The sequence below is a fragment of the Segatella buccae ATCC 33574 genome (genome assembly GCF_000184945.1).
Lineage (GTDB): Bacteria > Bacteroidota > Bacteroidia > Bacteroidales > Bacteroidaceae > Prevotella > Prevotella buccae.
Map to the genome: position 1 here is coordinate 2595098 of NZ_GL586311.1, position 9204 is coordinate 2604301.

Annotated in this window: 9 protein-coding genes and 1 pseudogene; 8 read left to right on the forward strand and 2 right to left on the reverse strand. The window is 44.5% G+C overall.

From position 1 onward, the window contains the following. The coding region (locus HMPREF6485_RS10220; protein WP_004346362.1) for a nucleotidyl transferase AbiEii/AbiGii toxin family protein at window positions 1-894 on the forward strand (894 nt) is incomplete at its 5' end. 78 nt (window positions 895-972) lie between these two features. Here HMPREF6485_RS10220 and HMPREF6485_RS10225 read toward each other — a convergent pair. Further along, window positions 973-2493: pseudogene (locus tag HMPREF6485_RS10225) on the reverse strand (helicase-related protein); the annotation flags it as partial. Window positions 2494-2780: 287 nt separating this feature from the next. Here HMPREF6485_RS10225 and HMPREF6485_RS10230 point away from each other — a divergent pair. From HMPREF6485_RS10230 to HMPREF6485_RS10265, 7 genes are all read left to right on the forward strand, one after another. Continuing rightward, a complete protein-coding gene (locus tag HMPREF6485_RS10230) occupies window positions 2781-4001 on the forward strand; it encodes a site-specific integrase (RefSeq protein ID WP_044126056.1) in 1221 nt (406 codons plus the stop codon). Window positions 4002-4005: 4 nt separating this feature from the next. Beyond that, window positions 4006-5277, forward strand: a complete 1272-nt coding sequence (locus HMPREF6485_RS10235) for a site-specific integrase (protein WP_004346366.1) — start codon at window positions 4006-4008, stop codon at window positions 5275-5277. Between the two features lie 64 nt (window positions 5278-5341). Continuing rightward, complete coding sequence (locus HMPREF6485_RS10240; protein WP_004346367.1) at window positions 5342-5833, forward strand: DUF1896 domain-containing protein; 492 nt, start codon at window positions 5342-5344, stop codon at window positions 5831-5833. An 818-nt stretch (window positions 5834-6651) separates the two neighbouring features. Then, window positions 6652-6921, forward strand: coding sequence for a helix-turn-helix domain-containing protein (locus HMPREF6485_RS10250; RefSeq protein ID WP_004346368.1), 270 nt, complete (start codon window positions 6652-6654; stop codon window positions 6919-6921). Between the two features lie 3 nt (window positions 6922-6924). Continuing rightward, complete coding sequence (locus tag HMPREF6485_RS10255; protein ID WP_004346369.1) at window positions 6925-7239, forward strand: helix-turn-helix domain-containing protein; 315 nt, start codon at window positions 6925-6927, stop codon at window positions 7237-7239. Continuing rightward, window positions 7227-7733, forward strand: coding sequence for a DUF3408 domain-containing protein (locus tag HMPREF6485_RS10260; RefSeq protein ID WP_004346371.1), 507 nt, complete (start codon window positions 7227-7229; stop codon window positions 7731-7733). The genes HMPREF6485_RS10255 and HMPREF6485_RS10260 overlap by 13 nt, the downstream gene beginning before the upstream one ends. 193 nt (window positions 7734-7926) lie before the next feature. Then, on the forward strand, window positions 7927-8352 hold the full coding sequence (locus HMPREF6485_RS10265; protein ID WP_004346372.1) for a plasmid mobilization protein: 426 nt from the start codon (window positions 7927-7929) through the stop codon (window positions 8350-8352). Here HMPREF6485_RS10265 and HMPREF6485_RS10270 read toward each other — a convergent pair. Next, complete coding sequence (locus HMPREF6485_RS10270; RefSeq protein WP_004346373.1) at window positions 8342-9145, reverse strand: tyrosine-type recombinase/integrase; 804 nt, start codon at window positions 9143-9145, stop codon at window positions 8342-8344. The genes HMPREF6485_RS10265 and HMPREF6485_RS10270 overlap by 11 nt on opposite strands. Window positions 9146-9204 lie beyond the last annotated feature (59 nt).

Here is a 9204-nt window from a genome sequence, read left to right on the forward strand (position 1 = left end):
TTTATCGCAAGTTGTGATAAATTCTCCATAGACATTGACATTATCTGCCCACCCGGGACAGATATTGAGCCCTATCTGAAAGATATAGAAAAGTTCGGGTTCATATCCAAGACCCTTGAAGAACGGCAGCAGAGAGACACGAATATTCCCAAGAGCCACTCGAAATTCTTTTATCACATCGCTTATAAGAACGATGATAAACCTGCATATATACTGCTTGATGTCCTGTACGAGGATTTACAATACCACGCTACTGAAGAAGTCGAGATTAAAGGGCCTTTTATAGAATTGGACGATGAGCCGTTGAAGGTAACCGTGCCATCCGCTGATGATATTCTCGGTGATAAACTTACTGCATTTGCCCCCAATACCTCTGGTATTCCTTATATCAAGGGAGACAGGGATTGCTCACTGGAAATCATCAAGCAGCTGTATGATGTAGGCAGGCTGTTTGAACATTCCGGTAACTTTCAGCACACTAAGGATACTTTCACCCAAATAGGGAAAATAGAATTGCAATATCGGGGCTTACCCGCTGAACTGTCACTCATTTATGAGGATATTAGGGAGACCGCCTTGTGTCTGGGCACTAGAGGGCAGATGGGTAAAGGTGATTTCAAAATGCTGCAAAGTGGCATCAAGAAAATAGACGGCTACATCTATAAAGGGAAATATCGCATAGAAGAAGCTATCGTAGATTCGGCTCGCGCGGCTTACCTTGCTACCTCAATAGAAAAATCAAGCACAAGAATTGAGAAATACGATGGAAATCCAAACACCATACTTGCCATGGAATTGTCTCCTTCCGTCAATAATAAACTCAACAAATTGAAGAAAATACTACCTGAAGCTTTCTTCTATTGGGTCAAGACAAGCGAACTATTACAAAAATAATCAGTTAAATTTTGGCAATAATACTCGTTTATTGCCAAAATCTAACCGGCTCGACAAATAATTACAAATACACATCCATTAGTGTCTCCACTTGGGTCTGAAACTCTGTAAACGGCTATCCTCTTCTTTATCTTGGACAGGATTGTTCTCATTTTTCATTTCGACAGAATAATTATTGTTGGGTAAATTCTCTTCTTGCTCCTTTTCTTCCGTTTCATCTTTTTCCTCCTCCAGTGGTGCAAGTGTAAGGGCAATCTTTCTGTCCAATTCAGCAACCTCGCCTTTGAGCGCACGCAGTTCATCCTCCTTCTTCCAAGAACTGTTAGCAATATTAGTATAAACATCTTTGTTGGCTACAACCTTTGTCATTTCTTTCTCATGCGACTCTATCACCTTCGGGATACGCTCCAAGGCATTAATGAAGTTCTCACAGGCAAGTTTCGGGTCTGCCGCCAACTTACCGTTATTATAGGTATAGTAGATACTTTCCTGTCCCTTGACAAAGAAGCGGTTTACCGAACAGTCAAACAAGTCCTTTGAGCTGCTCTCCGTCTTGACCATGACGGAAAAGCCGTAAATCTCACCTATTTTGTTGTACTCCCCTTTGGTGCGTGCCTTCTCATCAATCTCATGCAAGCGGGCGGCGATGATCTTGATGTCGGTGCAGTCCTCCACACCTTTGATTGTCAGTTTATTGACGGGCAGTCCTTCCTTGTCACGCTCCACACGCTTCTCAAAACACTCCAAATCCGCCTTGGCTTCCTTGATCTTATCCGAATGGAAGGACACGGAACTGTCAATCTCCGCCAACTTGCCCGCTGCAGCATCACGCTCCCTGAGGAAGTTCTTACGTTCTGATTCCAAGGTGGTAATCTTCTTGTCAAGTCTGGCTTTTTCCAGTAGGTCGGTATTACCCGAAAGCACGGCCACGTACTCTGAAAAGTTCATGCCACTGTCCTCATCCATCGAACCCTCATCAATGGTGCGACTGCCAAGCTGGTTACTTTTCAGCTGATTGATGAAGAGTTGCTTGTTATGCAAAAGGTTGAACTTATAACTGTCCAACGAGCGTTCCACGGCATAGATAATCACATCGACCTTGTTGTCGGCAAACTCCTTGGCAACAAGATTTCCTTTACGGATGGCACGCCCGTTACGCTGTTCTAAGTCCGATGGTCGCCACGGCGTATCCAAATGATGGACCGCAACGGCCCGCTGCTGTGCGTTCACGCCTGTGCCTAACATTGAGGTAGAACCAAAGATAATGCGAATATCACCACGGTTCATCGCATCTACCATTGCCTTCTTTGCTTTCTCGTTCTTGCATTCCTGAATGAAGCGTATTTCATAGGATGGGATATGATAGTCTTCCACCAACTTTCTCTTGATTTCCGAATAGACATTGAAGTCTCCACCGGGCTTATAAGTACCTAAATCAGAGAAAACGAACTGCGTACCTTTCTGTGCGTCGAACTTTTGGTAATAGTCATTGAGCAGCTTGGCGCAGTGGTTTGCCTTGTTGTCTATATGGTCTGAGTACCCATTTTCATCAATCATGCGTAGATCTAAGCTCATCTTGCGGGCGTAATCAGTCATTAAGAATTAAGGGAAACAGAGGGAAATGTAAGGAATGTAACTATTTGAAATAGTACCATTTAGCATTTTCTTGCTATTTTGAGGGTAAGCGAAAACGAGCATCAAACGGCAGGAGTTCCGTTACCAATTCGTAACCCATTAAGGAAAAAGCAAAAAGGGGTTACGAATTGAAGGTAAACAACTGTGTCATAGGTTTTTATTCTTCATCTTTCATTTTTCTGCATCGCTTGGGAATACTTGTTCATCTGTACCTTTGCAAGCAAAGGAAATTTAGAAAAAACGACAGAAAAATGAAAGAAAACAAACTCAAAGTATCGTTCTTCGTTCAGGCGAAACGAACCGACAAGAAAGGACTTGTGCCTGTCATCGGGCGCATCTCCGTAGGCAGAACCCATTCGGGGTTCTCCACCAAGTGTAAGACTCCGCTCGCTCTTTGGGACAGCCGTAAGCAAAGGCTCGTCGGCAAGAGTGCAATGGCAGTGTCCGTCAATCAGAAACTCGGTGAATGCACCGCACTCATCCACGCACGCTTTCACGAACTCAGTGAAAGAGGAGAATGCTTTACCGCCACAAACGTGAGGGATGCCTATCAGGGGCAAATCCACCGCCAAACCCTGCTCTTGGAGAGTTTCGGGGAGTATCTCACACAGACAAAGGAGCGCATAGGCATCGACCGAGCCTTGAAGACATTCGAACTTCGTACCTACCAGCTATCCCTGCTTCGTGAGTATGTGCAGAAGAAGCACAAGGTAAGCGACATTCCCCTTTCACAGTTGGACAAAGCCTTTATCGAGGGTTTTGAGTATTATCTTACCATCGACCGCAGACTGAAACGCAGCAGCATATCGAGTGCCTTATCCACCTTGCAGACCATCGTCCGCATGGCGGTGAAGAAAGGTGTGCTGGATTTCTATCCATTCTTGGACTACGGATATAAACGTCCCAAAGGGGAACCAAGAAGCATCACGAAGGAAGAACTTGAGCGCATCATCGACTTGGAGATTGAATGGGAGAACTACCGCATCGTGCGTGATTTGTTCGTCTTTTCTTGCTTTTCAGGGCTTGCCATCTCCGATGTCCGCAATCTGAGAGAGGAAAACATTGTCTTGGAAGAAGGCGAACTCTGCATCAAGGGCAGGCGAATAAAAACCAAGACACCGTATCGTGTACAAGTACTTCCTCCTGCTTGGGCGATAATGGAGCGGTACAGGGGAAAGCGTGCAGGCTTTGTCTTTGACGTGCCGACCACCGACATTATCCTCAATGGTATGCACTACATACAGAGAAATATCGGCATGGAAAGTCCGCTGACCTTCCACATGGCAAGACACACCTTTGCTTCGCTTATCACACTCTCGGCAGGTGTACCTATCGAAACGGTGAGCCGTATGCTCGGACACACCAGCCTGAGAACAACACAAGTATATGCAGCGGTTTCCTCTGAAAGAATCCATCGGGATATGCAAGCGATACAGCAGCGAATACAAGATACATTCACCTTAAAACTTTGACATTATGGCACGAAGTACATTCAAGACACTCTTTTATATCAACCGCTCCAAAGAGAAAAAGAACGGCAAATGCCCGATTATGGGGCGCATCACCATAGACGGTGAGCAGGTGCAATACAGCACGGGAAAGGAAATCGCTCCCGGGCTTTGGGACAGTCGTAAGGGACGATGCAAGGGTATAGGCGAAGAGACAAAGGAAATCAACCGATATTTACAAAGCAAAGAGGAACAAGTCAAAGGCAAGTACCAAGAATTAGTTTGGCAACGTGGCTATATCACCGCCGAGCTGCTGAAACGTGAACTCATGGAGGAGGACAAGTCTAAAGGTTTTCTTTTGGAGGAAGCACGTCTCTTCATTAAGGAAAAGCGTCCTTGCGTTGGAATAACGGTTGCCAAGCCGACCTTTGTCAACTACATCTATGCCACACAGCTTATCGAGTCCTATCTGCGTGAACGCTTGGGGCTGGAGGATATTCGCTACTCTCTGTTGAACTACGGCTTTATCGAGGGGATGGACTTCTACCTCAAATCAGAGCGCAACCTCTCTCTTGCCACTATTCAGATTGTGGTCATTTTCCTAAGAAAGCTTATCGGCATCGGTCAGCAGAAGAAGTATATCCGCATCGATCCGTTTGCAGACTACAAAGCAGAACTTCCACACCGCACAAGGCGTTATCTCACTACGGAGGAACTACAACGAGTATTGCAAACACCCATCATTGACAAGCAGTTTGAGCGAGCAAGACAACTCTTCCTTTTCTGTGCCTTTACAGGATTGGCTCGTGTGGACATGCAACGGCTCAAACCAAAACACATCATCCATAATGCAGACGGCACAGAGGAAATCCGCATCAAAAGGCAGAAAACCAATGTGGAAGCGATTATCCCACTTCTACCCATTGCCAAACAAATACTTTCGCTCTATATCAAGGACAAGAAAGCGGACGAATTGATATTCCCCAATCTTACAATAAGGAAAGCATCCTTTGCGTGCGTGAACATCGGGCAGATATGCCGGATAGAGAAAGGCTTGACCTTTCACATGGCTCGGCACACATTCTCAACCACGATTTGCCTTTCCAATGGTATCTCTATGGAAACACTCAGCAAGATGCTCGGACACAGCAATATCGGCACGACGCAAATCTACGGAAAGATAACCGACCACAAGATACAGGAGGATATGACCGCACTCACGCTAAGAGAGTATTCAATCTTTGAGGGGTACTGTGAGTCGATTGCACGGCAAAATGTGCCATTACAACAGCAGGTATGAGGAATAAAACAAAAACATCAGACATTCAATTCAGTAGTAACTATCACATTTAACACCAAAAATCATGAATACAAAACAGAACAACAAACAGGAACTTTCCTACTTTCGATTGAAATTAAGAAGTTATATGAGTGAGCATCACCCCGAGAGATTGAAAGATACGGAGTTTATCACTGCACGGGCAGATATGGCTCTCACAGCCTACTGCGATGCCGTAGCACAAGGCTTTACGCACCCCGAAGCGGAGAGCGTGGCAAGCGAGGTTTTGTATCAGGGCTTGCATTTTTCCAAGTACGATACGCTTGTATCCGTCTTGGAGAACGAGTTTGAAAAGGAACTGCCTGAACCGCTACCAGAGAAACTCGTACCCATACTGTTGTCGAACAAGGCTATTCAAGCCACATTCGACAAATTCGGTTTGACGGACACATTTGCTTCTGACGAGCAATACGGCCGTCTTTACACCGAACTCACAGGCACGATAGTGCTGCTCATCGAGAGCAACAACCTGACAACGGTCAGACTGACGGAGGAAGCAAGCCCGAAGGCGTTGTAAGCAAAGGCGCACGCAAAGTCCCTGAAGCCGTTTCTTATCGTGCAAAGGTACAACGGCAGCCTATCTGCCCTGACAAGGTCGAGTCCTACGGATGGAGAGAAGAATCTCCACCGCAGGATTTTTCTGTTTCAAGGCGGTATTGCCATTTTCAATATTCGTGCGGTCGTATTCATCTCTCCCAACCTTGCAGGGCTGGGCTGCCGTAGAGTATAGGCACGACAAGAATACGGCATACTCAGGCTCTTTGGACGCAAGGTGTAACAACCAACAACAGATAGGACTAACGATAATACGGACAATCTGTTGTTTGTACAATTTGTTGTCATGACTATCTGTTGTCAAAACTATATATCGTCAAAATAATCTATCGATAAAACTATATATCGACACTTCGATATCTCGATTTGTCGAACTATCGAACTGTCGAGAGAATAATTGCTATGTGATAAAAGGAAAGAGCCGGCACCTCTTCTCATTACCGCAATCATACCATTCTTATACAGAACATAAGAGTTTTTCTGCGGCGACTCCAAATCTGATAGGGAAAGCTACCAGTCTTTGCGCTTAAAGTTTATGAGCTTTCTATGAAAAGCTTATAAGCAATCTACAAAAAGCTTAAGAGCTTTTGGGTGAAAGCTTAGGAGCTTTTCTGACTGACAGACTAACTTCTCTTCTCTTCCTTCTATATCCTTGCTTTTCTGCGTTGCTTTGTTCAATGTAGTTCTACGCTTACCTTTGCGCTCAACAATAGTGGCAACAGACTGTATATGAGTTTGTTTGCCGTGTAATAACAATGTAATCAAAATAAAAAGAATGCAATGAAACTTATCATTATCGACCGCAAAGCGTGGGAGCGACACCACTCCGAATTTGCAGACTTTGTCCATCGTATCGAACAACTCATCGGCAATCCGCCCGTAAAGGACGAATGGCTCGACAACGAAGCCGTATGCAAGCGTTTGGGCATCAGCAAACGCACCCTGCAATCCTATCGAGATACGGGAAAAATCCCTTTCTCAATGATTGGACACAAGTGTTATTACAAAGAGAGCGATATCACGGAGTTACTGAACGCAAACAATGAATGAACTATGGAAGAGAAAGAAATCATTACACAGCAAGACCCTCAAATGCAGATGTTTTCTCAGTTGATGCAGGGCACTTTGAAGAAACTGGAGCGGTATTGCGCTACCGCCCGTCCGATGCTGGGCGGAGAGGTTTACCTCACTGGCGAGGAGGTTTGCAGCCAATTACGGCTCAGCACACGCACGCTCCAAGAGTACAGAAACTTAGGAACACTTCCTTTCTACAAAATCGGAGGGAAGATACTTTACAAACAGAGCGACATACAAACAATGCTTGAAAGACATTATAACGCAATACCCAAGAAATTATGGCAAGAATAGATGAACAAAGGAAACAACGTTTGGAACAAGCCCTTCGAGATATGGGCAATTATGGCGTTAAACTCCGCAAGCCCGAAGAGTTGCCCGATTTTGACCAGCCCGTAGATTATGAAGAGGAAAAGAAAAGATTTGAGCCTGTTCAATTGGAGGAACTAAAAGAAATGGAGAATCACGACGATTTCTCCCAAACATCATATCAAGATACAGGATTGTCCTCAACGGGAAGGGGTGTTTCTGCCGAAGAAACTCACCAGCGAGTGGGAAAAACCAAGTGCAGAGAGCATTTAGCCGAGTTTCAAGGGAAATACCTCCAACCGCTTCGTGTCAGCCATCGTAAAGCCGTGTATGTCTCGGAGGAAACCCAAAGGAGACTTGACTATGTGGTGCGGAAGATTGGCGAGCAGGGTGCAAGTATTTCGGGATATGTGGAGCAGGTGCTTCGAGAACATCTCGACCAATACAAAGATGATGTGGAAAGATGGCGGAAACTCTGAAGTACTGCATTCCTCGAATGCAAGCCTACGCCGAGTTACTGTATTCAGTGAATGCAGTAACACGGCATGGGCTTATAATCCCATTTTCAACATCAGCAAGGTGTGTCTTTGTACCACAAATTGCCATTTGTACCACAAAGACCCTTGCCCCGAAGGGGGGATTAAATCACTCCAAAGTCGTGATTAGAAAGCAATGAAAAAGCAGAAACAAAAGAAGCCAGACGGCAGATGTGCCACCTGCCCACGATGGGACAGATGGCACATCAGAATACCTAATTCCGAAGACCAGCAGAAGCTTATCAGACTCTACCGCAAGTCGGGAGCAAAAACGAAAAGTGATTTTGTCCGAGCAAGACTTTTAGGTGAAGCCTTTAAGGTCATCACCCAAGACCCTGCAAAAGAGCCTTACTTGGAGAAACTCTCCGAAATCGTTGCCATGACTCATAAGATAGGCATGCTATACAACGAAGCCGTGAAAATCCTCAATACTTATCATTCTGTCGCCACTGCTCAACAACTGCTCAGCAAACTCGAAACCTATTCACAACTTCTTATTAGACTGCAACAACAAGCAATTATTCTAACAATTAGAATTCAAGCAAAAGAGGCTACCAAGTAATTACTTTGTCCACTATTGCCTGCTGCTCGCTGGCTGTACGGCGCAAATAAATACGAGTGGTTTCAATGCTTTCGTGTCCCATAAGGTCTGCTAACAGGGCGATATCGTTGAAAGCCTCTAAGAAGTTCTTAGCATATCGATGGCGGAAGGAGTGAGGGTATACAACATTGGCGTTTAGCCCATACCGCTCAGCATAATTTTTGAGTTGCTGGGATATGCCTCTAGTAGTGATACGCTCTCCAAAACGGTTGCGAAAGATATAGCCAGTGGATTGTTGCGTTTCTTTAAACCATTTTTCAGTTTCTTCCCTTAAACGCTTAGGGATAAATAACCGCCTAACCTTTCCTCCCTTGGAATAGATATCAAAGTAACCGATATGAACATGTTCAACTTTAATTTGAATAAGTTCGCTGACACGAGCACCTGTAGTTGTTAGGAAACGTACTACAAAGTACCACATTAGGTTCTCTTCTTGCTTGAGTTTCTTTTTGAGGAAGATATAATCCGCTTGACTGATTACATTCTCCAAGTAGGTGCGTTGTTGAACTTTAACCGATTTTAGTCGAAGCTTGGGTTTGTCAATATGTTCCAAAAACTTATTCAGTGCTTGAATACGAAGATTTACAGTCTTAGGACTAAACATCTCAATGATATTAGCTTTGTACAAGAGTAAATTCCGCTTATTCAGCATTTTATACTTGGAGAAGTAGTCATTTACAGCATAAATATATGCTGAAATAGTATTCTCCGCCATGTTGCTCTCCCTGAGAGCTGTCTTAAATGATTCTACCATAATTATAAATTTTAAGTTCTGAGAATATTCTCTTATCTTATGGTAGAACAACTTTTCCT

Coding starts and splice junctions, on each gene's coding strand:
- HMPREF6485_RS10265 (WP_004346372.1), top strand. CDS start 7,927: ATGAAAAAGCAGAAACAAAAGAAGCCAGACGGCAGATGTGCCACCTGC.
- HMPREF6485_RS10255 (WP_004346369.1), top strand. CDS start 6,925: ATGGAAGAGAAAGAAATCATTACACAGCAAGACCCTCAAATGCAGATG.
- HMPREF6485_RS10235 (WP_004346366.1), top strand. CDS start 4,006: ATGGCACGAAGTACATTCAAGACACTCTTTTATATCAACCGCTCCAAA.
- HMPREF6485_RS10260 (WP_004346371.1), top strand. CDS start 7,227: ATGGCAAGAATAGATGAACAAAGGAAACAACGTTTGGAACAAGCCCTT.
- HMPREF6485_RS10240 (WP_004346367.1), top strand. CDS start 5,342: ATGAATACAAAACAGAACAACAAACAGGAACTTTCCTACTTTCGATTG.
- HMPREF6485_RS10230 (WP_044126056.1), top strand. CDS start 2,781: ATGAAAGAAAACAAACTCAAAGTATCGTTCTTCGTTCAGGCGAAACGA.
- HMPREF6485_RS10250 (WP_004346368.1), top strand. CDS start 6,652: ATGAAACTTATCATTATCGACCGCAAAGCGTGGGAGCGACACCACTCC.
- HMPREF6485_RS10270 (WP_004346373.1), bottom strand. CDS start 9,145: ATGGTAGAATCATTTAAGACAGCTCTCAGGGAGAGCAACATGGCGGAG.